23 protein-coding genes and 3 pseudogenes are annotated in these 26,358 nt (G+C 37.0%); 5 read left to right on the top strand and 21 right to left on the bottom strand.

What is annotated here, in order from left to right:
• Positions 1-211 precede the first annotated feature (211 nt).
• The 9 genes and pseudogenes from ACYP5M_RS12210 to ACYP5M_RS12250 all read right to left on the bottom strand — a co-directional run bounded on the left by ACYP5M_RS12210 (position 212) and on the right by ACYP5M_RS12250 (position 6,532).
• A complete protein-coding gene (locus ACYP5M_RS12210; protein WP_452444453.1) occupies positions 212-514 on the bottom strand; it encodes a contact-dependent growth inhibition system immunity protein in 303 nt (100 codons plus the stop codon).
• A 60-nt stretch (positions 515-574) separates the two neighbouring features.
• Entirely contained in the window at positions 575-919 is a 345-nt protein-coding gene (locus ACYP5M_RS12215; RefSeq protein WP_459735113.1) for a tRNA-Val4, read from the bottom strand.
• Positions 920-1,031: 112 nt separating this feature from the next.
• Positions 1,032-1,472, bottom strand: coding sequence for an SMI1/KNR4 family protein (locus ACYP5M_RS12220; RefSeq protein WP_452444451.1), 441 nt, complete (start codon positions 1,470-1,472; stop codon positions 1,032-1,034).
• Between the two features lie 284 nt (positions 1,473-1,756).
• On the bottom strand, positions 1,757-2,197 hold the full coding sequence (locus ACYP5M_RS12225) for an SMI1/KNR4 family protein (protein ID WP_452444450.1): 441 nt from the start codon (positions 2,195-2,197) through the stop codon (positions 1,757-1,759).
• Positions 2,197-2,637 (bottom strand): annotated as a pseudogene (locus tag ACYP5M_RS12230) (LXG family T7SS effector ribonuclease toxin YxiD); the annotation flags it as partial. The pseudogene ACYP5M_RS12230 and the gene ACYP5M_RS12225, both read right to left, overlap by 1 nt.
• A gap of 762 nt (positions 2,638-3,399) precedes the next feature.
• Positions 3,400-3,987, bottom strand: a pseudogene (locus ACYP5M_RS12235) (T7SS effector LXG polymorphic toxin); the annotation flags it as partial.
• A gap of 294 nt (positions 3,988-4,281) precedes the next feature.
• Complete coding sequence (locus tag ACYP5M_RS12240) at positions 4,282-5,109, bottom strand: MetQ/NlpA family ABC transporter substrate-binding protein (protein ID WP_452444449.1); 828 nt, start codon at positions 5,107-5,109, stop codon at positions 4,282-4,284.
• 18 nt (positions 5,110-5,127) lie between these two features.
• Positions 5,128-5,790, bottom strand: a complete 663-nt coding sequence (locus tag ACYP5M_RS12245; protein WP_452444448.1) for a methionine ABC transporter permease — start codon at positions 5,788-5,790, stop codon at positions 5,128-5,130.
• Positions 5,783-6,532: a methionine ABC transporter ATP-binding protein gene (locus ACYP5M_RS12250; RefSeq protein WP_452444447.1), complete on the bottom strand. Its 750-nt coding sequence runs from the start codon at positions 6,530-6,532 to the stop codon at positions 5,783-5,785. The genes ACYP5M_RS12245 and ACYP5M_RS12250 overlap by 8 nt, the downstream gene beginning before the upstream one ends.
• Before the next feature lie 298 nt (positions 6,533-6,830).
• Here ACYP5M_RS12250 and ACYP5M_RS12255 point away from each other — a divergent pair, with 298 nt between their 5' ends.
• The gene (locus ACYP5M_RS12255; protein ID WP_452444446.1) at positions 6,831-7,652 is read left to right on the top strand and encodes an alpha/beta hydrolase; all 822 of its coding nucleotides are present in this window, start codon (positions 6,831-6,833) and stop codon (positions 7,650-7,652) included.
• 279 nt (positions 7,653-7,931) lie between these two features.
• Entirely contained in the window at positions 7,932-9,122 is a 1,191-nt protein-coding gene (locus ACYP5M_RS12260; protein WP_452444445.1) for an MFS transporter, read from the top strand.
• A 198-nt stretch (positions 9,123-9,320) separates the two neighbouring features.
• Here the strand turns inward: ACYP5M_RS12260 and ACYP5M_RS12265 are convergent, their stop codons facing one another.
• The 5 genes and pseudogenes from ACYP5M_RS12265 to ACYP5M_RS12285 form a co-directional block, all read right to left on the bottom strand.
• On the bottom strand, positions 9,321-9,647 hold the full coding sequence (locus ACYP5M_RS12265; protein ID WP_452444444.1) for a hypothetical protein: 327 nt from the start codon (positions 9,645-9,647) through the stop codon (positions 9,321-9,323).
• Between the two features lie 292 nt (positions 9,648-9,939).
• The gene (locus ACYP5M_RS12270) at positions 9,940-10,182 is read right to left on the bottom strand and encodes a hypothetical protein (RefSeq protein ID WP_452444443.1); all 243 of its coding nucleotides are present in this window, start codon (positions 10,180-10,182) and stop codon (positions 9,940-9,942) included.
• Positions 10,183-10,605: 423 nt separating this feature from the next.
• Positions 10,606-10,770 (bottom strand): hypothetical protein, encoded by a 165-nt coding sequence (locus ACYP5M_RS12275; protein WP_452444442.1) that lies wholly within the window; start codon positions 10,768-10,770, stop codon positions 10,606-10,608.
• Between the two features lie 65 nt (positions 10,771-10,835).
• A pseudogene (locus ACYP5M_RS12280) lies at positions 10,836-11,205 on the bottom strand (IS1595 family transposase); the annotation flags it as partial.
• Positions 11,206-11,236: 31 nt separating this feature from the next.
• Entirely contained in the window at positions 11,237-11,749 is a 513-nt protein-coding gene (locus ACYP5M_RS12285; RefSeq protein ID WP_434167756.1) for a helix-turn-helix domain-containing protein, read from the bottom strand.
• A 164-nt stretch (positions 11,750-11,913) separates the two neighbouring features.
• On the opposite strand from ACYP5M_RS12285, the gene ACYP5M_RS12290 reads away from it, so the two are divergent.
• Together ACYP5M_RS12290 and ACYP5M_RS12295 are read left to right on the top strand one after the other, a co-directional pair.
• The gene (locus tag ACYP5M_RS12290; protein ID WP_434167757.1) at positions 11,914-13,212 is read left to right on the top strand and encodes an MFS transporter; all 1,299 of its coding nucleotides are present in this window, start codon (positions 11,914-11,916) and stop codon (positions 13,210-13,212) included.
• Positions 13,213-13,245: 33 nt separating this feature from the next.
• Positions 13,246-14,229 (top strand): ornithine cyclodeaminase family protein, encoded by a 984-nt coding sequence (locus tag ACYP5M_RS12295; RefSeq protein ID WP_434167758.1) that lies wholly within the window; start codon positions 13,246-13,248, stop codon positions 14,227-14,229.
• Positions 14,230-14,791: 562 nt separating this feature from the next.
• Here ACYP5M_RS12295 and ACYP5M_RS12300 read toward each other — a convergent pair.
• The 4 genes from ACYP5M_RS12300 to ACYP5M_RS12315 form a co-directional block, all read right to left on the bottom strand.
• Positions 14,792-15,325 carry a hypothetical protein gene (locus tag ACYP5M_RS12300; RefSeq protein ID WP_434167759.1) on the bottom strand — a complete coding sequence of 178 codons (534 nt, stop codon included), beginning with the start codon at positions 15,323-15,325 and terminating at the stop codon, positions 14,792-14,794.
• Positions 15,326-15,702: 377 nt separating this feature from the next.
• A complete protein-coding gene (locus tag ACYP5M_RS12305) occupies positions 15,703-16,398 on the bottom strand; it encodes a cell surface protein (protein ID WP_434167760.1) in 696 nt (231 codons plus the stop codon).
• 296 nt (positions 16,399-16,694) lie between these two features.
• On the bottom strand, positions 16,695-17,153 hold the full coding sequence (locus ACYP5M_RS12310) for an SRPBCC family protein (protein ID WP_434167761.1): 459 nt from the start codon (positions 17,151-17,153) through the stop codon (positions 16,695-16,697).
• 689 nt (positions 17,154-17,842) lie between these two features.
• On the bottom strand, positions 17,843-19,126 hold the full coding sequence (locus ACYP5M_RS12315; RefSeq protein ID WP_452444439.1) for a hypothetical protein: 1,284 nt from the start codon (positions 19,124-19,126) through the stop codon (positions 17,843-17,845).
• Positions 19,127-19,946: 820 nt separating this feature from the next.
• Between ACYP5M_RS12315 and ACYP5M_RS12320 the strand changes: the two genes are divergently transcribed.
• Positions 19,947-21,215 carry an ATP-binding protein gene (locus ACYP5M_RS12320; RefSeq protein ID WP_434167763.1) on the top strand — a complete coding sequence of 423 codons (1,269 nt, stop codon included), beginning with the start codon at positions 19,947-19,949 and terminating at the stop codon, positions 21,213-21,215.
• A gap of 495 nt (positions 21,216-21,710) precedes the next feature.
• Here the strand turns inward: ACYP5M_RS12320 and ACYP5M_RS12325 are convergent, their stop codons facing one another.
• The 3 genes from ACYP5M_RS12325 to ACYP5M_RS12335 all read right to left on the bottom strand — a co-directional run bounded on the left by ACYP5M_RS12325 (position 21,711) and on the right by ACYP5M_RS12335 (position 26,346).
• On the bottom strand, positions 21,711-24,881 hold the full coding sequence (locus ACYP5M_RS12325; protein WP_452444438.1) for an ATP-binding cassette domain-containing protein: 3,171 nt from the start codon (positions 24,879-24,881) through the stop codon (positions 21,711-21,713).
• 276 nt (positions 24,882-25,157) lie between these two features.
• On the bottom strand, positions 25,158-25,289 hold the full coding sequence (gene sspL, locus ACYP5M_RS12330; RefSeq protein ID WP_061464729.1) for a small, acid-soluble spore protein L: 132 nt from the start codon (positions 25,287-25,289) through the stop codon (positions 25,158-25,160).
• Between the two features lie 133 nt (positions 25,290-25,422).
• Positions 25,423-26,346 (bottom strand): dihydrodipicolinate synthase family protein, encoded by a 924-nt coding sequence (locus ACYP5M_RS12335; protein ID WP_452444437.1) that lies wholly within the window; start codon positions 26,344-26,346, stop codon positions 25,423-25,425.
• Positions 26,347-26,358: the final 12 nt, after the last annotated feature.

Genomic DNA, 26,358 nt, shown 5'->3' on the forward strand with positions numbered 1-26,358 from the left:
TCCTCTTATTTAAAAAAGTTAACGCTCTTTTCTTCCAGAATTCAGAAGAAGAATTATTATTGTTGTTGTAGGTACTATATTATTTGGTAAAACATCATATAGGGATTTAAGCGATTTATTCTTATTCTCTGTATAAAAAGCTGTTTTACTCGGCACAGGGAGCCCCATACAAAAGAGAAACCTTGAAAGGCTTTTAGCCAATCAAGGTTTTCTATTTTGTTTTAACAGCTTCTTTTATTTGTTCAATTACTTGATAGAGCCACTGAAGTGGTTCTAAACCAAGAGCGGGAAAGTACACACCATCTGCACAAGATTGAACGTATTCATTCTTTTCGATATCTGAATACTCCCTTCCAATAAAATCTGTTAAAAAGACAATAGCAGATTCCAGATACTCTTTACTTTTCTCCGTTAATAATTCTTCTAATGCCTCTTCTGGAGATTCAATATCCTGATGAAAAGTTCCAGCCAAGAACTGAAAAACTGGTTCTTCTAATTTATTAGAAGACAACATAACATCACAACCTTTAGTATTAATTTGGATAGCCCTGTGCTTTATCTAAATCTATAAAACTTAATTCTTAGGTTCTTTATACCTTTCTGGAATTTTGTTTTTCCATATTAGCATAAGTTCTTTAAATTGTTCAGTTTCCATTTCATTCTCATTTGGCTTATCGAAGATATAAAAGTGGTGAAGAACCGTTGTATCTTTTTTTATCAAGACACTGGTAGCATTCCCTTCTATTTCAAATTCATCGTATTCACCTTCCATTACTTTCTGAACAATATCAATATACTCATCCACTTCTGTGTCAAATACAATATCTTCAATAAGGTCTGAGAAAAGGTTAATTTCTTGTGGTAGGATTATTCTTAGATATCCTAATGGGTTTCTTTTAAATTCATACGAATATTTCATACGCTTTGATCCCCTTTTAGATCATTTATATATAAATATAAATAGAACGATTAATCCTAAGATTAATCGCTCATACCTCACTTATTTTTATCATGTAATGTTCTTATCAATACTAATCTAACATTTCATCCAAACGATAATAGAGATACTTATAAAAGTCATCAAACTTTTCCTCTCCAACTTCTTCATTAATTGGATCCCAGCTTACAATTGAACACTCATTATTTCGGAATATTGACGTGTCGATACAGTACGCCAACTCACCTAATTCTTCTACCATTACATATTCTTTCGGTAGATTGTCATCTTCACGTGATTTCTCCGTAAATTTTACACAAGAAGGAATATTTGTTTCTTTTGCTCCTGCACCATAAATTTCAATTACAAGTAGTATACCTTCACCATATTGCTCTAAAAACCATTTATAACTATCTGGTAGGCTTACATTGAGCATGTTTTCAATATCTCCTATTTGATCAACACTGACTCCACCAGTTAAAAATATCGAATCATTATTTTCATTGATAATCTCTATAATTTTTTCTTTTTCCAATTTATATTCCTCCTTTTATGCAATTACAATCCTTGTCTTTCAATATCTAAAATACTTCACTTCCAATACTCTTATTGAAATTTTAAGATTCCGCTAAGATCTCACACTTTTCCTCACAGCCAGTATAAAAATAAAACTCCTTGATGGTACTACCATCATGAGTTCTCGATTCTCAAACAAATCATTTTCTTTTTTATCAATCAATTCAGCTGATTTATATAATTTAAAGTAAAAAACCTTGAAAGGCGTAAAACCAATCAAGGTATGAGTTTTATTTTCGTTCTTTAATCAGCTAGTAACTCCAAGTAATATTTATCATTTTCTTCTATCTTTCTTAAAAATTCTTCAAGAGAAGTCGCAATTTGAATATCATAATAGTAAACTGGACTTCTATTATTTTCATTCAATTCGATTGACATTAAAGCTGATTCACTTCCTTCAAAAAATATTAGTTTGTTATTCTCAAATTCATCATAGATTTCTATGTCGGGATAAAACTCAAAATCATTAACTCTTAATCGAAAATCTCTTACGGAATAAGGATCCATAATACGATTAATATTAAACTCTGAACCTTCAATAAACCCGTAGCCAACCTCTATATAAAAATTAACTAACTCCTTAGGAAATTTTAAATCGAGATCCTTCTCAACCTCTTTTATTTCGTTTTCAGTCACTGGATTAAAACTATTTTCTTGGTTTGCCTTAATAAATTCATAGTTCATTATTTTTTACCTCCTTTAAATAGTGTATTTGCTGGTGAACCTGTTCCATGAATACCAGCTTGATGTTCATATGGGAATTTTGCAGGATGCATATTCCACCATTCATGTTCTCCTCCAAAGGTATTTTCAATTATATGATGTGCATCATACTTATCTCCTTTTTTCCTAATTATTTTACCTGTTCTTTCTGAAATAACATTTTCATTATACATAGGCCACTTTTGCCCAGTATTTTCTTCCCACTCTTTGATTACTTTATTTTTTACTTTATCAAATTCTGCCCTATGCTTAGCTGTTTCTATTGGTGACATTTTTTTATATTTTTTATTTCTTAAAGCTTCCTTCAACTTCTCTATTTGGTTTTTAGGTAACTCTCTTCCAGTTCGTCCTTCTATATCTCTAATATATTTTTTTATTGTATCAGAATCTATCTTATTACCCTTACTATTAATCTCAGACTCCACTTTCGCCATTGAAATTAACTGATCCTTCAACCCAACACCATTAACCACATTATAAGGTACTCCATCTGCCAACGACAGTTGGTTTTTTGGGTTGTATGGCAATAGGTTAGGGATTGAGATAAGTTCTTTTGCCTTCGTAACGCCTTTTACTGCTGCCGCTTTTGTGGTCGCTACCCCAGTTTTCGTTACGGCACCTGCTCCTTTTGTTCCTACTACTGATGTGACGACTGTTCCGAGGGCATAAGTTACCCAATGAGACCGCGAGTAGGCATCGCCATTTACCATATCCCGTTCATATGAATCAGATATTGCCTTTGAAATATATTTATAGGTTTTTATCGGGTGCATGATTGAATTTGCTACACCTTCAACCGTTTCCCCAGGGTCTGTGACAAAGTCCCAAACTCCTGTCACGAAGTCTTTACCTACATCATAAAGGCCTACGCCGATTCCTTTTGCAATGTCTGCCGTTTGCTTGGATGCTTCTAGCTGCATAACATATTGCTGGTGGGTTTGCCCTAAGTTTTCATACCCGATTTGCTTGGCGATTTTGAGGAACTCATCTGGATCTGTTACATGATCGAGTTGTGCCTTCAAGTCTTTGATCCGGCGATTCTCCGCTTCTTCTTTCTTAACCTTCAGATATTGCGCGGTTTCTTTTTTCCTTACTTCCAGGTTTTTATAAGCTTCGCTATTTTTATAAGCTGCTGCATTAAAATAGAGCGGGGATACTACTCCTCCCCTTGTACTGGATACTTTCAATTGCTCCATGAGTGCCGTCACTGCCGCTTGGTCCTCTTCGGATTTGGCATATTCAGTCGTCCACTTATGATCGATTTCGTTTACTTTGTCTATCGTTTGGGTCCGTTTTGTTTCAGCTTTCTCGATATTTTCAAAGAACGCATCATCGGAAAAGGGCTCTAACTGAATGATGTCATCAATTCCAGCAAATATTTTTTTCAGATCATCTTTTTGGGCGGTGACCATTTCCTTAGAATTTCGAGTCGCATTTGTCAGCTCTTCCTCTAAAAAAGGAACCGTAACTATGGTTTCACTAAGGTTCGCTTCGATTGTATCTCCTTGAATTCCACTTAAAAAGGCAATATGCCGATTGATTAGACGCAGCCAAGAATCCACGACATCGATCTGTGCTTTGTAAAACCCTTTAATGGCCTCTGCGCCTTGACCCTGTAGCTCATCATCCAAATGAACGATACTCTCAAATCCTTTTTTTAATTCCGTGAGCTGTTCTTTTAGGTCCTTATATTGTCCGACACGCGTTTGCATGGCAGAAACTAGTGTTTGAGATTCGTAAATCATCGACATAATGGAAAGTCCTTTCAACTTCTTTTCTTATAACTAGATTTCATTTGTATGTAATATTTTTATTCACTGTAAAATTATGGACTAAATATATTTTAGAAGAGTTTCTATATTTATTCAAGAATTGGAAGGAGTTTTTACTAAACGGATTAAAAATGAAGTAAAAGTGTATTTCTTTAAGCTTTGGATTATTGAACAAAGCTAGGCTGTCCAGGAGCCACAAAATTGGCAATGTTAAACCGACACGTAAAAAAGGGCTATTCCTGTTGAAGGAATAACCCTTTCTTTGTATCAGAATTAAAATGCCGGAATGGCCGTTTCACTATATTTCTCTTCTAAAAATTTGCGTACCTCCGGGCTTGTCATAGCCTTGGCCAATTTTTGGACTGGCTCAGAATCCACGTTATCCTTGCGTGCCACTAATGTAATCGCAAAGTCATTTTCAACACCTTCTGTGAGAAGAGCGTCATTTTTTGGTGTCAAACCAAGCGGTGCAGCGTAAGCAGGTGTTATCACGATCGCATCTGCTTCATCATACGTTCTCGCCAGCATTAATAAATCGACTTCTTTAAACTTATAGTTTTTAGGGTTCTCAGTGATATCAGACATTGTATAGTATGGACCCTTTTTTTCCTTTAAAGTGATAACTTTATGCTGTGCCAGCAATGCCAATGAACGATCAATATTCGACACATCATTTGCAATGGCAATAACGGCACCCTCTGGCAATTTATCCATTGAATCGTATTCTTTGGAATACACACCATAATTGGCAAAATAAATGGGTTTCACAGGTACAAGCTCGGCATTTTTGTTTCGATTGAATTCCTCCATATAAGGAACGTGCTGGAAGAAGTTCACATCCACTTCTTTTGCCGCCAGTGCGGTGTTAGGCTGCACATTATCACCTAATACAACCATTTCCAGGTTAATGCCCTCCTCTGCTAGCTTTGGTTTAACAAGCTCAAGAATTTCCGTCATTGGGGGAATGAGTGAGGCCACTTTTAATGTTACCTCTTCCTTCTCCTGATTCTGCGCATTTTCTTTCTCTTTTCCTTCATCCGCCTTGCCACATCCTACTAAAAGCAACATAATTGCTGTCATGAGAAAGAGTATTTTTTTCATGATGTTTCCCTCCATTATTTATCTTTTATCAATCATTCTGGCTACTGCTGTTCCAATGAATTGGATAAGCTGTACTAGAATAATCATAATGATAATCATATAAATCATTAGCTCTGTTTTAAACTGCTGATAGCCATACCTGATGGCAAAGTCGCCGATACCGCCGCCTCCGACCACTCCCATGATTGTTGAATAGGAAATAAAGCTGATAATCGATGTTGTTAGTCCAAGGACAAGCCCTGAACGAGCCTCCACGTAAAGAAATTTAAATATGACATCCTTTACAGAAGCCCCCATGGAAATGGCTGCCTCGATCACACCCTTTGGCACGTCCAATAAAGATTGCTCGACCAATCGCGAATAATGGGCAATGGCAATGATCGATAATGGAACGCAAGCAGCTGCTGTACCAATGGCTGTGCCGATAATGAGCCTTGTAAACGGGATTAAAAAAACAACCAATAATAAAAATGGGAATGAACGGATAATATTGACAAGTAAATTTAAAATCGAGAAAGCCCACGGATTTTCAAGCAAATGACCCTTCCTACAAAGAAATAGCAAGGTCCCGACAGGCAATCCAATCAAAATCGCAGCAAAAATGGACACACCAACCATCGTAATGGTTTCTCCAATTGACTGCCAAATTTCTGCCTCATATTGAACTAAAATCTCAGGCATGACCTAGCCCACCATTCTCTGCTAATTGTTCGATAAAGTATTCTGGACGATTATCCTTTTTTTGAATCCCATTTGGTTCGATTAAGACCGTGTCATAAATCTCTCCCTCTGCCATGATCGATACACGATTGCATATACTTTTAATGACATCCAGCTCATGACTAACAATGACAATCGTCACACCGAAGCGCTTGTTTATGTTCTGTAGCACATCTAATATTTCAGCCGTTGTATTTGGATCAAGGGAAGAGGTCGGTTCATCACATAACAACACTTGCGGGTTATTTGCCAATGCCCTCGCAATGGCAACACGTTGCTTTTGTCCCCCGCTTAATTGTGCAGGATATCTCTCCATCTCCTTCTCCAATCCGACAAATTGAAGACACTCAATAACACGGCTCCGACGTTCTCTCTTTGGATAATTTGCCAGCTCTAAAGAGGCTGCCACATTGTCATGAACCGTTTTATTTGCCACAAGATTAAAATGCTGAAAGATCATGCCAATCGACTTCCGTGCCCCTCGAAGTGCTTTATTGTTCAATGTTGTCAACCTTTGGCCGTTTACCTCCACGTCACCTGCATCTGGGGTCTCCAACAAATTCATTAGCCGCAGCAACGTTGATTTCCCTGCTCCACTTGCTCCGATTATTCCATGAATTTCACCTTTAGGTATTGTTAAAGTAACAGACTTAATTGCCTGAAACTGTGAAAATTTTTTACTCACTTGATCCAGGTTAATCATAAAATCCCACTTTCTATTTGTTGACAGGTAAGTATAGCGCTCCTCATTATAGTTTCATCAAAGAAACACAGCTGATAAATCATTTTATCAACTAATGAGGATCTAATGCAAAGACACAAATTAACAGTTAAAGACTTCCAACCCTATTATCATCCTTATGACTAGATTTTTCTATTAATCGGATTATTCCTTTCAAAATAATGGAGCGTACATTATAATTGATAATGGTTATCATTATCAAATGTTGTTTTCTAATCTTCAAAATACGAATATTCTTAAAGGACATGGAGGAAAATACATGATTCAGTACCTTGATGAGAAAATTGCCAACTATGAGGTATGTGTCATCTTACCCTCAAATTACGATCAAACCAAGAAATACCGAACGATCTATATGCATGATGCTGGAGAAACTGCCAAGCAAGCTGCAAACTATATCGATCATTTAATTCTTTCAGGTCAAATTGAGCCACTTATCGTTATTGGAATTGAACCAATTGATCGCAAAAATGACTATACGCCGTGGGATGCGCCATCACTTGCACCACATGCTCCTACCTTTGAAGGACAAGCACAGATTTATTTACATACTGTTGTAACCGAAATAAAGCCATATATAGATGCCCATTATGCTACGAATCCTGAACCTTCTCATACAGCTATTTCCGGCTGCTCATTAGGAGGGCTTGTTTCGATTTTCGCCTCCTATTATTATCCAGAGGTATTCCATCAATATATCTCATTATCGGCTTCCTTTTGGTACGAGGATGTTCTTCGCTATCTTCAAGGAGAAAAGATCGAACGGCAAGGAAATATCCATATCAAACCAACTGTGAAGCGTCAAGATCATCAGCTTTATTTATATGTCGGGGAATTAGAGGGAATTTATAAAAAAACGATACAAAAGCATATGGTTGGCTACACGAAGAAGGCCCACCTTGAATTTATCAAGGAAGGCTATTCGGAATCCAATCTATTATTTGCGTCTGATCCAGAAGGAACTCATGATGACCTATTCTTTACTAACTACTTCATTCAGTCCCTTCGTTGGTTATATGGCATGGAAACTAAAAACGAAACGCTGGATCGATTGCATTACAACAGCCCCCAAGAATGGTGATTTTCCTCCAGTCTTGGGGGCTGCTTTTTCAAAAGTCCTTATCTATTGGCGAATCGAAAGGCCCTACTCATAATGGTCGGCACTACAGAAGCATGATTTTCCTCCATCGCTACATACAGCTCAACTGCTAGTGAATGATTCAGCTACAAGCTTTTTAGCAAGAAATAACAAACGATAACTAAGCAAGGGTTTTCCTCGTAAAAATGTTTTGTGGTATGATAGTTAAATTGTTTATCTACCCTGTGACACATCTACATTCATCTAAGAAAAGAGGTATTTATGCACACCACAGAATTAACCAAGCGACATTGGTTGCTCATCTTAACACTTACTTTATTAACATTTGTTCTCGGGACAAGCGAATTTGTTATCGTCGGGATCCTAACCGATATTTCCTCGAGTCTCCATATCACAAATGCCAAAGCAGGCACACTCGTTTCTGCTTTTGCGCTTACGTTTGCCGTTGCCACACCGCTCGTGATGTCGGCAACGAGTCATTTTCCAAAGCGTAAATGGATGTTGTTTTTGATAGGTTCGTTCATCGTCCTGAATGCTTTGTGCGTGATTTCGACGAGCTACATCATGCTCCTTGCACTTCGGATGCTGACTGCGATTGTAACAGGCGTTTTAATTTCACTTGCCATGGTTGTTGCAAGTGAAACCATGCCGATCGCTAAACGCGGACTTGCTATATCATTCGTTTTCGGTGGCTTTACGCTTGCAAACGTGATTGGAGTACCGATAGGCACTGTCATCGCTGAATGGTACGACTGGAATGCATCCTTCCTGTTAACGACTTTTCTCGGAGCTATTGCGTTTCTGGCATCTTTCTTCGTTTTGCCTACTATGCAAAGTACAATTCGCAGTTCGATGCGTGATCAATTTTCTTTGTTAACACACCCGCGAATTTTAATGGCTTTTTTCATTCCATCTCTTGGATTTGGAGCAACGTATGCCGTTTATACGTATCTCGTTCCGATCCTGAAAGGAATGGAAGCACCAGGCAGTTCAATCAGTTTGATCTTGTTTGGCTACGGATTCATTTCCATTTTCAGCAACATCCTTGCTGGTAAAATTGCCAGCTACAATGCGATCGGACGCCTCCGGTTTGTTTTCCTTGTGCAGGCAATCGTTCTGATCAGTTTATATTGGACGACAAATCATTTTATCTTTGGATTGATTAACATTGGCCTGATGTCGTTAATGGCCATCCTTTTAACAACATCTACCCAGCTTTATTTGATAGACCTTGCCGGTATTTATCAACCAAAAGCTACAGGGCTAGCTGCTTCACTGATGCCAGTAGCAAGCAATGTCGGTATCGCCTTTGGTTCCGCACTGGGCGGAGTTGTTTACCATCAGGGAAATTTGCTGAATGTGACATGGGTCGGTGGGCTGGTTGCAATCTTTGCAAGTCTTCTAACATTCTTAAGTTATCGCTTGGACCAAAAACAAAAGAAAGCAGCATAAGAGAAAACTAAAAACGCATTGGTATGCTTCCTTTGGTTACCTCCAATAGAACAAAAATCTTTTCATGGCAAAATAAACATATCTTCAAATAAATGGAAGAAAGAAGTATCAAGAACGATAGTTGTTCTTTGATACTTCTTTTTTTAAAAGACTAGGTGCTAAAAACCAAGCGGACAATTGCAATTTAGGCCGCCTGAATTATATGCCCTTTTTTCCTAGAGTTACCGCCAATATAAGGAATATATAAGGATAAGTTAATAAGGTAAGCTCTAAAAACCCAAAACCTCCAAAAACTAACATTTCCGGAGCGTGCCCGTCTAAATAATATCCTTTTCCGGTCATATACAAGCCAACAAGAAGATATGTTGTTATAGATATTCCTATTAAAAAATATCCTATGATATTAAACTTAACTTTTGTAAAACTATCTACTAAAATACCTACATATAATAATCCAAGCAGCAGCACTAAAATAGGTATGTATACTGGCTCATAAAAAAAATCACTCATACTTTCAATTAGCATCTTATACCTCCTTCTAAAAATAACTTATACTGGATTACAATTCTTAATATGAGTACTGGCCGCCACGGTTCTAAATTCCAATAATTTTTATAAAGTGGAAGGTATGTATTCCGATGTTGGCCGTCCAAGTATTGACCCTGTACCCTTATTAAAATTACTTTTTTTTACAATTATGAGTATCCAAAAACACTGCCAATTAAAATGGCGGTGTCGTCTTCTTGATAACTTTATCGGTCCAACAACCAGGTAATGTCTGAGAAATATTTATAATAATTTTAATAACTTTTCACATTTATTTGTTTTTGTCTACACGCTTTTCTAATACGACCAAAGAAAAATAAATAAACAGAGTGGTTATTAAAATTATGAAGCCAGCTTGTGTGATATAAGAAAAATCCCATTCTTTTATTTCTTTCTCATCAAGTCCATTATAATTTTGAATTATATAGTTCGAAGTCTCATAATCCATAAAAACGCAACTAATAATTCCTCCAATTATAACTCCACCTAATAATGATAATAAAAACTTTTTCAATATGTTATCCCCCTGACCCTTAGTAAATATGAGTGAGAGTGAGACTGAAACTTAATTCATATTATCCAAAGTATCTATCTTCATCTCTAAAATTGTTCAAACTCTACTTCATACATGGTTCTCTTAAAAGGTATAAATACCTTCAAGTTCCTCGAATAACTCTATAGGCAACTCATCACTGTTTTTTCCTTTTCCCCCCATTTTTAATTTTCATTCCTATAATGGCATAATAACCATAAATACAGATTAAAAGATTCCAAAATTGAATTCAGGATTTTCAAATATGGAAAACTCCGCTTTCTTTCCGATAGGCTATGTTAAATCTTAATGTTGTTTTACCCCTCAAAAAAACCGCCCTTTGTAAAGGCGGTTAATTAAACTTTCGTTACCCGTTAGTGGCAATGAATCCCGAATCATTGTTTCCTAATCTTTCTCTAATGTAACAAGTGAATAAACTGCTCCACCACCACCTGCACCTGACATAGCACTCTGAGAGACAACCTTCCACCCCTCTTGCAAAAGTTGATTTAAATCACTTAAGTTATTCTTCTTATCGGTAATATAATAAACTACGATTGCCTTCTGCATAATACATCTCCCTCCAGAACTCAATATATCATATATAAAATTTCATATTTTTACCGATTAGTCCATCAATAAGAAGCCGTTCGTCGAAGTTTAATGTTTGTTTCATTTACAGTAAACAGACAAGAGGCGACCAACATATTTTTCTTATTCGACGTTGTGTTCCTATATTCCTTGCTGTCTAAGTAGCGAAACCAAGCCAAGTAATTTTGAAGATACTTGGTTGCTACGCCGTTGATGCGGTCAATTCAACGTTTGAGTCGGCTATGGTAGCTGTTCACGTTCTGAATGTGGTAAACGTCTTTCACACGCTGTTTCCCGTCGGACTTGAATCCGGTAATGGTCTAAACCTTTTGAATTGGCATAGGAACTGAATGCCCGCCATGAATCGGTACAAAGCACGTTTGAATCGGATAACTGACCGCCAATCGCTTCATCCTATTTCGTTAACTGGACATATACCGTGACGTTATTTCGACGACACCACCAAAAACCGGACAATTTGATCCGAGAAGTTAAACCAGTAATGGGCTTTTCTAGCATCGAACATGAACGACTGCTGTTCATGGAGTTCTATTCTTTCCCCCTCTATTTCCACTGTTAACTTCCCTTCGATAATGAATAAGAATTCATGTCCGCTATGAGAAAAAGCGCTTCCTTTATTCTCCCCTGGCTTTAACGTGACTAGAATAGGCGAAAAAACAGCATCACGAATGCCGCTGGATAAATTCTGATAATGAAATTGTTCATGATTGTAATCTGAATTTTCTTGGGAGCGGTCCTCAGAAAAAAAGAAGCTTGGGCTGACATCTAATGTATCGGCGATTTTTTTTAATGACTCTAATGTGACGCTTGATTTTCCTCGTTCTACTTGTGATAAAAAGCTGATCGAAACGCCTGTTTGTTCAGCAAGGCACTTTAATGTTAGTTTTCGCTCTTTCCTCAATGACTTCATTTTTTCCCCGATTGAATCAAAAGGCATAGAGATGCCCCCTTTTTTTACATAGTATCTAGCTACATTATACAGTACAAATTTTGATGAATGTTCCGTCATTAAAAAAATAATTGACAGAAAATTTAAAATTATTTACAATGAAGGAAATAATAAATTGAAGTGACACTTCAATTTTAATGGGGTGACTCAAGATGGAGAAGAAACAAATGCGGCGAATTTTAATTGCGAGTTTAGTCGGAAGTTCGATTGAGTGGTTTGACTATTTTTTATATGGAACCGTTGCAGCTCTCGTGTTTAACCAGCTATTCTTCGTGAATGAGGATCCGACAATAGGGCTGTTGCTTTCCTATGCATCCTTTGCGTTAGCATTCTTCATCCGCCCTTTTGGCGGAGTGATCTTTAGTCATATTGGCGATCGCATCGGGAGAAAGAAAACACTTGTTATAACACTTAGTTTAATGGGGGTCGCAACATTTGGGATGGGGCTTCTTCCTACGTATCAAGCCGTTGGTATTTGGGCGCCGATTTTATTAATCACGTTGCGCTTAGTTCAAGGTCTGGGAATTGGCGGTGAATGGGGAGGCGCGCTATTATTGGCCGTTGAATATGCTCCCGCTGAAAAACGGGGCTTGTTCGGAGCCATTCCTCAGATGGGTGTTACTATAGGAATGCTGCTTGGAACCGTTGCCTTATCTATTATGACACTGCTTCCTGAAAACGCATTCATGACTTGGGGATGGCGTATACCATTCATTTTTAGTGCTTTGCTTGTATTTTTTGGCCTATGGATTCGTAAAGGAATTGATGAAACTCCGTCTTTCAAAAAAGTAAAGGAATCCGGAGAAGTTCCAAAGCTGCCGATTGTAGAAACTCTTAAGAATTATTGGCGTGAAGTGCTTATCGCCGTGGGAGCCAAAGTGGTAGAAACAGCGCCATTTTATATTTTCAGCACATTTGTCGTATCATATGCTACTGCAAATCTCGGTTTCTCACGGACAGCTACATTGACTGCAGTCATGATTGCGACAATTATAACGACAATTTTAATACCATTCATGGGGATGTTATCCGATACAATTGGCCGTAAAAAGCTGTTTATAGGCGGAACGATTGGGATGGCACTGTTTGCATTCCCATACTTCTGGTTGCTGCAGCAAAAATCAGTACTCCTATTAATCATTGCAACAGTGATAGGTTTAGGGGTTATTTGGGCTCCCATCACTGCTGTTCTTGGAACGATGTTCTCGGAAATTTTTGATGCAAGGATTCGTTATACCGGCATCACGCTTGGTTATCAAATCGGAGCAGCTCTGGCAGGAGGAACAGCGCCGCTAGTTGCAACGGCTTTACTTAATAGGTTTAATAACTCCTATGTTCCTGTCGCCATCTATATTATTTTTGCATCTGTCCTGTCACTAGCAGCGATTTGGGCAGTTAAGGATCGCAGCAATCAGAAATTAGACGAAACGCATAATACTAGCGCCATGTAATCTATGGTTTTTTACTTCAAGGAGGTCAATTGAATGTTGGTTATAAATGAAAAGGAAATTCAACAATCATATGGAATGAAGGACGCAATATCGGATGTAAAGGCCGTATTACGTGCACACGGTGCTCAAAGTATAGACAACCCTCATCGCACGGTACTTGCTTTCCCTCAACACGAGGCATCGGCACTTTACATGCCAAGCGCTGATTTATCTGAAGAAGTTTCGGCGGTCAAAGTTGTTACCATTTTTCCAAAGAATCCTTCAAGGGGGATGGCCACAACACAAGGAGTCATCATGCTGTCAGATGCAGAAAATGGCGAACATTTAGCATTGTTGAATGCCTCCTATTTAACACGTCTCAGAACGGGGGCATTGAGCGGTATTGCCACGGACTTTCTTGCTCGTAAAGATGCCCGGGTTCTCACGATCATCGGAACGGGAGCTATGGGATTTGAACAAGCAATCGGTGTGTTAGCCGTAAGGGACATTGAACGCATTTTATTAGTGAATCGTACACGAGAGAAAGCGGATAAATTCGGAGAAAAGCTGCGCGCATTCGGAGTAACCGTTCCTTTTGAAGTTTTCGAGGATGTCTCAGCAGCTGTTCGTCAAGCAGATATCATTTGCTGTGCAACCCGCTCGAACGAGCCAGTATTCAATGGGCAGGATGTAAAGCCGGGCACACACATTAACGGGGTCGGGTCGTATTTGCCGGATATGAAAGAAGTGGATAATACCACCGTTTCACGCGCTGCTAAAATTATCGTCGACGATTTGGCGGGCGTGAAGGATGAAGCAGGAGAACTCATTTCTGCAGCCAATCAGGGAAATTGGTCGTTTAATGATATTCACGGTGAGCTCTATGAACTTGTTATGCTGACCAAAACAGGCAGGGAAAACGAAGAGGAAATTACCTTCTTTAAATCGGTCGGTGCTGCTTATTTTGACCTCGCTGTCGCAAAAGGTGTTTACCGCCAATCGAAAGAACGGAACATCGGGATGGAGATTGAGGTATAACAGAAAATCGTACATGTTGCGGTCTATTATTTGAGTTAAATTCAGAAGGAACTTATGATGACCTATTCTTTTCCAACTACTTCATTAAGTCGCTAAGCTGAATATTAATTATTGAAGTAGTTAGCAGTGAAGCTGTATGTAGCAATGGATGAAAATCATGCGTCTGTAGTGCCGACCACCATGATCAGTGCCATACCATTCGCCGATAAATAAAGACCTTTGTAAAAACCAGCCGCCGAGACTTGGTGAACATCACCATTCTTTGCGGCTATTTTAATGGTTAACGATCCATCGTTTCTATTTTTAATGCCAAATAACCGACGAATATAGTAGCTTTACATTTACTGGAACATTTCATCAGGTTATTCTATATTTATATGAATGAGGACACTTACCTGAACTAGTTATGATTGGAATAGTCCTTCTTGGCATGAAGAGTGTGCTAAAGAAATTTCTGAATAAAAATGACATTGGATGTAGTTACTAGTGGAGACCGAACAAAAACACACCCATAAAAGTACCTGGGTGTGTTTAACTATTTAATATACAGAATCTTTAATTACTAACTTACGCCAGAATCATTTCCAAGTATTTTATCTAATAATCCCATCTGACTAACTATTTCAATATCCTTTTTAAAATTTTGTAAACTAGCTTTATATTCATCGTATTCTAAATCTTTGGAGTAGCCAATACATAAGTTTAATATACTGTTTAGTTTTTCAGCAGAACCACTAATAAAATAGGTCGTGAGTATTTTATTATTTGTGCTTGCAAGTACTACAATTGTTGCCATGTCCAGTGCATATTCTATGTCTGTATCTGAAATCTTTCTATTCTTTTTCTTAAGGTATTTAAATTCATAGCTATTAATAGAATGAATTTTTCCTATGAGTAATTCTAGTATCGTTTTATTATAGATTAAATATACTCCTTTAATTAGCTTCATTTCTGGAGCATAAGGATCAGCCAGTATATATTTTATACGTTCATCTTCTTTAGGAATCTCTATTCCGTCTAAATCATGCTCTAATATGTAAGCTACTTCCTCAATTCTTTTAGGAGGGAATAAATTTGCGAAGCCGTTTTTTTCCATAGAATACCTCCTTTATAAATTAATTTGATAAATCACCAGAGCTTACCTCCTCCGTAGAATGAGTGGGTACCATATTCATGAGGATGATAATGTGCAAATGTACGTTTTCCTTTACCAGCAGTATGTGCTGAATCAAATCTATATTGTCCAGTTGGTGAAGCACCTTTTGCTATACTGAGTGCATTTGATGAGCCAATACTCCAAGTATCTAATCCACTTTTTAATCTTGAAATTGCTTTCGATCTAGATCTACCTGGACCAACCCATAGCCCCTTAGAGTTTGAAGTTCTCATTGCTTCATAATGCACATACCTCTTATTTTAATGTTATCATTAACTACCTTACCTGCTACCCTTAATGCACCTGCTTTTCAATTTTTATTGCTCTTTATCAAATTCAGATTCTGAACGGTCTCTATCTGTAGGTATTTCATTTTCATATGCATTTTCATACTCAGAAACTACCTCTGTGGCTTCCTCGTTCAAAGAAGCTTTACCTTTTTCCATTTTTTCACTAGTCACATCTTGCTTAATACCTTCAACGTATTCATTCGAATTTGGACCTGATACTAATAATGAACCATCATCTTGTGCATACGCTAAAAACACATATGATTTTCCTTCTTCCGGTAATGTATCATCTTCATACAAAACAACAGAAGAGCCATCTTCATTTATCCCTCCAGCCTTTTGAATAGGTATGGAAGTATCTGTAACTAAATCACCCTTTATATTTTGCAGGACAGTAACTTGGTAATTTGTATACGGTGTTGAAACCTCTTTAGCACCGTCACTAGTTTTAATTGTTACAGGATCTTTGTATAGAGTGTCAACATCTTCATCGACTCTGCCTATAAAAACGTAATCTGCATCGCCTACAGTTTCTTTTGGATCATCCACATTTATAACAAAAGTACCATCCATTTGAATTACCTTTAGATTTTTTTTATCCTCCGAACTTACATTGCTTACATCTTTCTTGGAATTAGAACAAGCTGAAACTATCAAAGAAAGACTAAATATAAATAATAGCGAAGCTATCAACTGAACCTTTTTCTTACCCATCGTTTTCATTCCTATTCTTCCTGTTAGTATTTCTTATAAGCAGCGGTATAAGACGCTTTATCATAATGCTATAATAACCAAAAATTCAGATTGAAATATCCCAAAATTGAATTCAGGATTTTCACATATGGAATCTTTTCTGTGACCCTCTCACGTTATACCTTTCTTGCCACAAATAAAAGAACCTGACAGTACCAAGGGTTGAAAGATTAATTCACGACAAATAAAAAAGAATCCACCTTGAATAAAGATGGATTCTTTTAATATCTGCGTTGCTGTGTCGATCTTGGATTAACTTAATAAATTCATGATCCACTTGTTTCTGCTTCAGCTACCTTTTTGACACGATCTAAAAATTCAACGACCACTTTATCGGTGGCAAATACTAAAAGTAATTTCAAAAACCACTTTAATGGGCGACTGGTGACTGTATATGTAAAGGAAGTTCTATTGTCATTGATTTTATTTAGTTCATATAAAGCGGTAATATCAAACATTTTTGCAAGTATAAATCCTACTTTAAGCTTTTTCTCATTTGTCTCATTCAAATATTCCAATGTTTCTATATCATACTCTTCTGTTCGTTTCCCTTCTCTATATGTTTGACGATATACGCTTCCAACCACTTCTTCCGTTATTTTAACCGGCTTTTGTTCAACTACTTGAGGCATGATTTTTTGCATATTTTCTACAGAACCATCAAGAAACTTCCATACCTGTTCAATTGGGGCATTTATTTCTATTTCTTTTGTCCATTTTTTCAATGAAAATCACCTCTGCCTCTATTATATTTCCTTTATTATGTAAAACCAAATTTTCAACTGATAAATCCTTACTTGATGTTCCTGAAACATCGACGAATTGGTTGGCTTAAATCTTACTCATATAATATTAATAAAGCAAAAGAAGCAAGTATCGAAAGACTGCTCTAGGCTGACTCTTCAAATAGTATACTACATCATTAACAAACCCTCTTACTATTCCTTTTGCATTGAACTATTGATTTATTGAGATGCGGGAATAGGTAAATCACATTTATTAACTGATAACGCTAAAAGATTGCAGGAAGCGGGTCATAGTGTTTTCTTTTGCGAAGTACGCATACGCTGCTTTAGAACAGATAATGGACAGGTTGAGCTATTCAGATGGCCAAATTACTCTTTGGTTACCCCATGTATTCTCTGCCTATCATTATTGGAAGGCTTATTTAATTCATATAAGTAACTTTTTAAGTAGTTTTCTACCCTTTTTTGCTGCACAATAAGGACATTCTATTAGTTAATTCACGCGTGCCAAATTATTAACCGGAGCTTCCGTACGCCTTTCTCTTAAATCAACCAATTTTTTTTGTTGCCTTATTGTTCCCACGAGGAGTTGACATTCAAACCGCCCCCTTTTCGCACATTAGAATTTCTTCAAATCGTTTCAACTTTCACTTAAACACTTTGCTTATTTACTCCTTACCAGTAAAAAGTCTTATTCCTCTTCCTACTTTGTCTGAATCCATATGAAGTATTTTATTACTTACTTCAATATATCTATAAAAGGCGTATAGAAGTTCTAACCCATCAATAATATTCATATTCAACTTATACTGATTAAAAGCATATTCTTCACTTAGCCTTTTTTCATCTATTTTCATAACTTGTCGATTTTGATTTACATTAGACATTTTGTTAAATCCTTTTTTTGTAAACAATACTCTCTCGTAATACTCTAATTGATTTAATCTAGTAATATTTATAAATCTTCTTAACTCAAATTTATAATTTGTGTACCAGATACCAAACATTCTATTCTCTGATTTATTTATTGCTTCAAGTTTTTTAATCAAATCATTTAATTCAGTAATATCATCAAATAAAAAATCAAAGTCTATGCTTCTTAAACTTTCAGTCCTTTTTTGGTTCTCAAGTGTTTTATACTTTTTTAATGTCCAAGACTCATAAATAGACTCATAACAATTCAAAGCATATTCTAGATTCTTTGACCCTTTTAAGATGATATCAAGCACAGGTTTTTCTAATTCTCTAAATAATTGGATAACATCTTCTAATTTCTTTTTATTTGCTTGAGCAATTGCCCTTCTTGTAACACCATAGCGACTCACAAAATACAATAAAAAAATTAATAAAACAACAACAACAACTGCGGATAATTTCGAAGAGTTACTCCATAATAAAAAAAACAAATTGTCCCATTGGTCTTTTATCGATTCTAAGCCACCATATATAATAGAGTAATTAAATGTTAAAAGTGTCAATAGAGCCGCTAATATGGAATAAGTAGATTTAAACAAATTGAAAAAGAATTTTAACCAATCAGTAAATATGGGGGCAGTAAGATCGTCAATAAGTTTGGGCTTACTTCTAATTGAAATTTGGATGATTCCTAGTCTAAGATAATAATAAATCTTTTGAAAACCATAATAAAATCTTATTAACTTTATAAGTATCCATTTTTTCCTGATAAATCGTTCTGTTAATTCGGTATATAGAGAATATACAACATTAGAGAGCCTTAAGATCACAAAGTCCCACAAAGTAGCAATCATAAAAATTTCAATAAAATATATGGCATACAGCCCAACCCTTTTCTCTGACCAGTGCATGTTGGAATTAAACTCCAAAATCATAGAAACAAATTCTGTGGGAGAATGAATAACAAGCATCCAAATCAAAATAAATAAGGGTAAACAAATTACAAATAGGTCAAATATTCGCTCTATTTTTCTCATAAACTTTTTGGCATCCTCTCTATTTAAAAAGATTTCGTTAATTTCTTACTTCCCCCAAAAAATAAAACCCTAAAACAAACAAAACAAGTTTTAAACCCTTTAAAATATTAGTATTTATCGTTTTAATAACTGAAGTTATTCTTTTACAAAGTTCGTATTTAAATCGTAAATCCCAGGAAGCTTGAGGCCATGATGACTGCTAATTTCTTAGGTAGTGATTCGTTAAAGTAGTAGGATTTAATTTAGATGTGTAATTTTCTGAACTGTCATTTTAGCTCCTAGTGGACTTTCCATCCAATTTTATAAATTCGTTAGAAAGTAAATCCTTAATAATTATGTCAAGCACTGTTCTAGAAAATTTTACCTTTAAAGAAGCTTCGATTCACTTCTGTTCTAGTCATTCCCCCTTTCCTTCTTCTATTAAATTTTCCAAAATTTGCTCAAACTGTTATTTGGATAATTTATAAGTTTTTTTCTTTCTTCACTTTCACTACCTCTTAATGCTTATGCTTATACGATGTTTAATGTTTTAACCTTTATGAAGTAACAGCAATTATAACATTTCAAGAATGTTGAAATTCAATATTTATAATAACCTTTTTAGCCCAATTACAAAGTCACATTATTCACTTCATCCATCCCTATATAACAATCTAACGACAAACTTTATTAATAAATTCATTTTTCCTAAAAAGGCGTACTTAATGATCATTATTTTGAATTTAAATGTCGTTCTGTAAATAAATTACTTATTAAGATTCTCTTTTTTGGTGTTATTCTTGTATAATAAACCAAACGGTTACTTTTTCAGGAGAATCCTATGAATTTTATTTATATCAATCAAAACATATTAGATAATCTTTTTTATATATTAGTAAGTATTCTGATTTATTACATTTTATTAGATCATGGCAAAAGGTTAAGTCAGTATGTCAGGACCCTTATCACTGCATGCATGAGCATCCCTATTATTTTATGTATGAAGTTTCCTATTTATATCGATGAATATTGTGTCCACGATCTCAGGCAAATTCCTTTTATAATAGGGACCCTTTATGGTGGTTGGCCTGTAGGGGCTGCTCTGTTAGTCATCATATTAACTTTTAGGTTTGCTTTTTATGGCTTTAATTTACTTACGTTAATTGTATATATCGTAATCTTTATTATAACGGCTCTATTTTCTTCCAAATTCAAAAATTTCAATCGAAAAAATAAGCTTAATAGCTCGATACTATTAATTTTGTTTCTTGGAATACTAACGAGCTTCATTTCACTCGCTATGTCTGATTATTTTCAAATAACGGAGGCGTATGTATTTTACTTTATCATCCTCCCTCCTTTCATTATTGGTTTAGCTGTTTATATCATGGAAATTTTAAAGGATGCCATTTTAATCCGGACACAAATGATAAGGCTTGAAAAAATGGAGGTAGTCAGTCAGCTTGCAGCCAGCATTTCACATGAGGTTAGAAATCCTTTAACGGTTGTGAAAGGATTTGTTCAACTGCTAAAGACTCCTGATCTGACTCAGGAAGTAAAAGAACAATATATAGAGCATGTTGTCAGGGAGCTTAATAGTGCAGAATCCATAATTAGTGAATACTTAGCATTTGCAAAACCTGCACTTGAGAAAGTGGATAATATTTCAATTAACCGTGAAATAGGGTATGTAATTGAAATGATCAAACCATTGGCTAGCATGAATTTAGTTACTATATCTGAACAGTTGGCTCCAGGCATTACTAGGGGGAATATTCAACATTTCAAGCAATGCTTCCTAAACCTCATCAAGAATGGTATAGAGGCAATGCCAAACGGCGGGGAACTTAATATTGTTTCTTATGTAAATAATTTCGATATCATTATCGAAATCAGTGACAATGGAGTGGGAATGAACAAGGAGCAAATAAATCGTTTTGGCGAGCCTTATTACAGTTCCAAAGAAAAAGGGACTGGGTTGGGATCAATGGTGGCTGTCAAGACCATCCAAACGATGAATGGTACACTTCATATAACTAGCGCTTTGAATAGGGGAACAACGATTTCAATAACACTTCCCGTTTATCATGAAGATTATTCTGCAAAATAACTCTCATATAAAAAAAGTCCGCCATTTACGGCGGACTTTTAGTTTGTCTAAGGTTTTTTAGGTTTTTAATATTTGACCGTTGATTTCCACTCCAGGCACTCGCTTTCCGCGGGCGGTCCGGGAGCCTCCTCGGCGCCTTTGCGCCTGCGGGGTCTCCCTTGGACACGCTTTTCCCGCAGGAGTCTCGCACCTTCCGTTCCAATCAACTTTGTTTTAAATCACTTTCCGCCGACTGTCTGCACTGTTTTGGGTCAATGACGCAGTTTATCAACCTAAACCACACACTTTTCGTCCGTTCACGCACATTATTCGACCTAAACCACATAGTATCCGACCGTTCACGCTCAGTATTCGACCTACCCCGCTTAGTATTCGACCTACCCTGCACTATATTCGACCGCTTGCGAATTTTTTTCGACCTTCACCTCACTATTAGACTCTTAGCCCCTTATGTCCGCAAAATAAAAGTCCGCCATTATCAGCGGACTTTTTGCTTTATTTTTTCTGGTCAAGGCATTGATAAACCGCCATCATGTCTCGTTTGTTCAATTCACGAATCCGGGCGAAAATGGGGATATCTGCAACGGCCTCGGTACGTTCACTTTCAGCCACGACATCCTTTACTTTCCCTGTCAGCCAGGTTTGTACTTCGATGCTTTCGACGATTTCTTTACGACCTTCATCATCGATGCCACTGGCATGACAGCTCACACAAGGGATCGTTAATTTATACACACCGTCATGGATGTTGTCTTCTGAAATGACTTTCTTGCCATTACAGAATGGGCATTTATGACTTGCTTTAATTTTATTGATTTGGGTAACGATTTTTTTGTAGCCGAATGCTTCATAGACATAGGTTAGTTTTTTGTATTTGCCATTGGTGAAATATTTATCAATAATGGTTTCTCTTGTTTCGTTAATATTGGCAAAGTCACAGATGGTGATCTGGTTTTTGCTGCTGATTGCTTCGATATTGCCTTTAATGCTGTCCCAGAATGGCTGGGTATTTTGTAAAACCACTTCATAGCCGACAAAGCTTGCTAGTTCGAGCTCAAGCATTTTCAATGCCGCTTTTGTTTCACGTGGAAGGAATGAGACATCATCAGTGAGTGCGATATCGCCGCCCACAATCGCTTTTAGTTTTTCCAGTTCCGGCAGCTTTCCTACAATTTTGATGACTTGATCAATTGGCTGTTGGATGAGCTCGCGAATGTCCGTATCACCAAAAATCAGCTTTTTATGATGTTTGAGAACCGTTCCTTGACAGACTGGACAGTCGATCATCTCTTTTGTTTCTTTCATCTGCTCTTTAATGATTGATTTCGATACGAAGATATAACGCCCTATGATGAAATTGAATCCTTCCCAAATTCGCGATGCCTTGCCCGCTTTATCGTAAAAGGACTTTTCCCAATACCCATATAAGAAGGTATGCTTTTCGGCATCTGTCATCTCATTATAGCTTTTACTAATGTCGTGACCGAGTTCATTCTTGATCTCATCAAACAGGAATTGCAGTTTTGAATGCTGATAATATTTTAATACCTCCATCACGTCCGGATGTAATAAACCATCCCAGAATGTCACGTTTTTGTCTTGTATGACTACATCGAAATCGAATTTTTCAATGACCCGGCGTCCCGAACAGCTCGGACAATGATTTTCTGCAGAATAGAAATCAAAGCTTCTTGTATCCTTATTGGTCGGATGTGCAGCCACTATATGGTTGATCATTCCGCCCAATTCATAAAGAAACGTATATTGACTGTACAAGTGCCGTTCAAGGTCAATGGCGATGACAGGTGCAATCGTGTCTGACTCGTACTCCCCATAAATCACACGAGCGATTGGTGATAAGCTTTTTAAAATGCCGCCCTTATAGACGTTCTCAGCCTTTTTGAAATAGTCCAGATGATTTTCCTGTAAATAATTGATGCCATTTTTTGACCGAAGTGTGGAAGAGATTTGCAATGGCTCCACTTGATCGTCACTGTTTTTGTGACGATAATAATCATCATGACTGACAACGTCAAGATGCTGGACAGGCGTTAGCTGTCTTTTACCAAAATCAACGATATAATCCGAGCTTTCCAGCATATAGGCATTATGTTCAATCATGATGATGGAGACGGATTCATCATCTAGAATGACTCTGACACTATCAATGAATTGGTTTAAAATATTTTGCGATAACCCTTTTGAAGGCTCGTCAAAAATGAACAGCGTATGCGGATTTCTTGTCTTCGCAAACAGCTCGGAAACTAAGTGGACACATTGAAATTCACCCGTCGATAGTGTTTGTGTTTTTCTTTCTAACGTCAAATAACCAAGCCCAAGTTTGATCAATAAGCTCAAGCGTTTATGAGCGATGTCTTCTTTTGGCAATTCTTCAATGATATCTTCGATCGAACGCTGAAAAATATCATCAATTTCATCACTGTATTTGGTTAGTTTCTTTTTAATATCAAGAAACGTCGCAACGGTTGAACGACTTGTAATCGATTTGTTTCGATCCTGCCCGACCATGACCAGCTTATCCTTTGGATACCGCTTATGAAAATCTATAGAGATACATTCATTGACTAGTGTAGATTTACCGCAGCCTGACTCACCCGTAAAGGTAACGAGTCTATTCTTGGGAATCCGGATTTCTTCCATTTGAATATTACGGCAGTAAAGATCCTGAAATTGATAGTATTCCGTTGGTGCTGCTTCATTTCGCTTCCAGCTGATTGGTTTGGGCCGCGGTGATTCCTCAACGATTTTCCCGCCATATTTTCCGCTGCCGGGTCCAAAGAACAATTGGTCATCAGTGCTATCCAGCACCGTATCTGAATGATCAATGAGCCAAATTTGATTTTTATAACCTAATTGCTTAATCTGTTCCAAAATTTTCAAAAGGGTTTGATGATCAAGACCGACGGAGATTTCATCGATGATGATCACGGTATTTTCACTTGTTGCCATGAATTCGGCCAAATAAAGCCGGGTTAATTCTCCCCCAGACACTGTCCCCATAATACGATTCAAGCCTAAATAACCAATATTCATATTGATTATATTTTGGAGAATATGCTGTTTAGCTTCACTAATATGTAAGGTCTCTGAGAGTGAAAGGATCGTTTCGATGCTTAAGTTGTTAATATCGGAAATAGTATGCGGGCGATCTAATAATTCAATCGTATATTGCTCGACTTCTGGATTGTAGCGCTTCCCCTCACACTTTGGACATTCGACATTTTTCGTCGTACCGCGTCCTTTACAAGTGGGGCACCAGCCTAAAGCATTATTAAATGAAAAAACTTCCGGAGAAAGATTGAATTTTTCTGCAAGACAAACACGAATCTCTTTAAACACACCAGTATGTGTGCCAATGGTCGAACGGGGATTGGCTGAAATGGATGATTTGCCGAGAAAAAGGACCAGCGGCATTTCCTCCATCTTGATGGCACTGAAGTTGGTTTCCATAATATTAGGAAATAAATACTGATATTCAGACTTGGGCAATAAGGAAACGAGACGCTTCTTGGATTCTTCACCAATGGTTTGACAAAAAGTCGTCTTCCCGGAACCTGATAATCCAGCAATTCCTAATGATTGGTCGTCTGGCAGTGATGAATCTAAATGGTTTATATTGTTCGCTATTAATCGATTTATTTTCATATGTAACTCCTCTCCATTTTTTAAGCTCAGTCTTTCATATTAGCATAGCGGTATATGTATTTGGTATTTTTTTAACGGTAACCACATCCTTCTATTCTTTCACATTCCACTTCTTCAAAAACGTATGATTCATCGACAAAAAACGAGGAGTGATACGAAATAGGGTTGGATATTCAATCATCTGCAGATTGAGCCTTCTTTTAGATTATAAAAGCCCCTCTCCATTAAGAGAAGGGCATTCTTTATAAAGTATGACCATAATTTTGACCAATACGCTTATTTTGTATTGGACTTTTTTGCCTTGTTTTCAAGCTCGCTTTTTGGCTCTGTGGAGAATTCCACATCTTTTCCATGTCCCTGCGGGTTAACACTTGGTGCGATGCGACCTCTTCCTGTCTTTTTACTCATTTCCTTCACCTCCAAGTATATTATGTCCGAACTGTTATAAATTAAAAACGAGGTCGTTTCCTTCTATAAACTTGTCAACAAGGCAGGCAAATGAATAAAAAATTGAGTTTAGCCAAATTCACCAGGATGTAACTTAAAAGTGTACACTTTCAAAAGGTAAATTCCATGATTTAAGAATGTTGTATATTTCTTTTTGGTCCGGCTCACCTAAAGGAGAAACGGGCTCCCTAGTTACACCGGCAGTTAGACCCAATTGTTCCATAGCTTCTTTAATCACAACGACATTATTGCCGTTGTTATATTTTGCTCTAAGATCCTCAAATGGCAATATCTCATGCCAGGCTTTCCACACTATTTCCTTGTTGCCTTGACGCAATGCTGTTAATAATTCAAATGATTTTGCCGGATATAGATTCACCAGTCCAGAAGTAAATCCAACTGCACCAGCATGAAAGAAAAATGGAGCCCACTTTTCTGCTGTACCGCAAATCCAAGCTAGATTGTGCTCTTTAGGTATATCTGAAACAATTTTTGCAAATCTCGGTAAATCATTAATAGCGTATTTGACTCCAACAAGTTTCTCCAAAGATGATAATTCTTTTAGGACATTATCACTCAGGTTTGGATCTTTAAAATAGATTATAGATGGGATATCCAGTGCATCAATGATTTTTTTAAAATATTGTACTGCACCTTTTTCTGTAATGTACGGGTGAATCGGTTGATGGATCATAACGCAATCAGCACCGGCTTTTTGAGCTTCAATTCCCAGGTCTATCGCAATGTCCGCAGCGTAACCGACACCTGCTACAACAGTCGCCCTTCCATCTACCAGGCGGACAACCTCTTTTGTTATGTCTTTTGCTTCCTCTAGGGTCAAAGCATAGAACTCACCAGTGTTCCCATTTGGTACAATCACTTCGCTTCCGTGCTTGAGCAGAAATTGAATATTCTCCTCCAACCCTTTCCAATTAATCGCCTTTGTTTCCTTTTCAAACGGTACAATATTAATTGCAGTAATGGTTGAAAGCTTTTCACTGAAAGTTGAATAACTCATTGATTTCCTCTC

This window comes from Peribacillus sp. N1 (assembly GCF_054600815.1).